Source organism: Streptomyces sp. NPDC047014 (assembly GCF_040644195.1).
Lineage (GTDB): Bacteria > Actinomycetota > Actinomycetes > Streptomycetales > Streptomycetaceae > Streptomyces.
Genome location: NZ_JBEYVX010000184.1, coordinates 1 through 1,877, shown reverse-complemented (window position 1 = coordinate 1,877; position 1,877 = coordinate 1). Strand labels below are relative to the sequence as shown.

The 1,877-nt window shown below is 77.3% G+C and carries 1 protein-coding gene; it reads left to right on the top strand.

The features are described from left to right. The first annotated feature begins 115 nt into the window (after positions 1-115). Positions 116-1,771: a glycoside hydrolase family 3 protein gene (locus ABZ873_RS34130; protein WP_360880764.1), complete on the top strand. Its 1,656-nt coding sequence runs from the start codon at positions 116-118 to the stop codon at positions 1,769-1,771. Positions 1,772-1,877 lie beyond the last annotated feature (106 nt).

The following is a 1,877-nucleotide window of genomic DNA, read 5'->3' as shown; positions in this document are numbered from 1 at the left end:
GGCCGCCGTCTCGGCCGCCGCCGGCGCCGTCGGCGCCACCGCGGACGCGGCCCGGCCCGCCGACGACGCCCGCAACCCCGAAGCCCCTCGGGGCGGGCGTCCCGACCCCGCCCGGCTGCGCCGGATCCTCGGGCGGATGAGCCTCGCCGAGAAGATCGGCCAGCTCTTCGTCTCGCGGGTGTACGGGCATGCCGCGACCGGGCCCGACCCGGAGGACGCCGCGCAGAACCAGGCGCAGTTCGGCGTGCGCACCGCCGCCGAGCTGGTCTCCCGCTACCACCTCGGCGGGGTGGTCTACTTCGCCTGGGCCCACAACACCCGTACCCCGCGCCAGATCGCGGAGCTCTCCGCCGGGCTCCAGCGGGCGGCCACCGGCTCGGGGGCCGGGGTCCCGCTGCTGCTGTCGGTGGACCAGGAGCACGGGGCCGTCGCCCGGATCGGCCGGCCCGCGACCCTGTTCCCGGGGGCGATGGCGCTCGGCGCCTCCGGTTCCGCCGCGGACGCCCGGCGGGCCGCGCGGATCGCCGGGACGGAACTGGCCGCGATGGGCATCCGGCAGGACTACGCGCCGGTGGCGGACGTGAACGTCAACCCGGCCAATCCGGTGATCGGCGTCCGCTCCTTCGGCTCCGACCCGCAGGCCGTCGCGCGGCTGGTCGCCGCGCAGGTCCGCGGCTACCAGGGCGCCGGGGTGGCCGCCACCGCCAAGCACTTCCCCGGGCACGGGGACACCGAGACCGACAGCCATGTGGGGCTGCCGGTGATGCGGCACAGCCGGGCCGCCTGGGAGGAGCTGGACGAGCCGCCCTTCCGCGCGGCGGTGCGGGCGGGGGTGGACGCGATCATGACGGCGCACATCGTCTTCCCCGCGCTCGATCCCTCGGGGGACCCGGCCACCCTCTCGCGGCCGATCGTCACCGGCATCCTGCGCGAACGCCTGGGCTTCCGCGGGGTGGTGGTCACCGACGCCCTGGACATGGCCGGGGTACGCCAGAAGTACGGGGACGACCGCGTGCCCGTGCTGGCCCTGCTGGCGGGCTGCGACCAGCTGCTGAACCCGCCGGACCTGGCGCTCGCCCAGCGCAGTGTGCGCGAGGCCGTCGCCTCGGGCGAGCTGACGGTGGCCCGGATCGAGGAATCGGTCCTGCGGATCCTGGAACTCAAGGCCCGGCGCGGCCTGTTCGACGAGGAGGCGCCCTCGCCCGGGGCGGTGGACGAGGTCGTCGGCGCCCCGGAGCATCTCGCCGCGGCCGACCGGATCGCGGCGGCCACCACCACCCTGCTGGCCGACCCGGGCGGGCTGATCCCCTTCGACGCCTCCGCCGCCCCGCGGCTGCTGGTCACCGGGACGGACCCGGTCTCCCCCTCCGGTACGACGGGACCCCCTACGGTCGTACTGGCCCGGGAGCTGGCCGCCCTGGGCTGCCGGGCCACGGCGGTGGCGCCCGCCCGCGCGGTGGCGGCGGCGCCCGGTCACGCGGCCGTGCTGGTGTGCACGTACAACGTGCCCGAGGGGGACAGCCCGCAGCGGACCCTGGTGGCGGAGCTGATCGCCACGGGGGTGCCGGTGGTGCTGGTGGCGATCCGCAACCCCTACGACCCGGCCCGGCTGCCGGACTGCGCGGCCGAACTGGCCACGTACTGCTGGACGGACGTGGAGCTGCGGGCCGCGGCCCGGGTCCTGGCGGGCGCGGCGCGGCCCCGGGGGCGGCTGCCCGTCCCGGTGCCGGGCCGCTACCCGCTGGGCCACGGACTCACCGGCGACGCCTGAGGCACCTGAGGCACCTGAGGCGCCCGAGGCGGCTGAAACGCCGGCGGCGTGCCCGGACGCCGCGCATGGCGGAGTAGAGGAGGCCGGTGCCGGAGTCGGTGAGGAT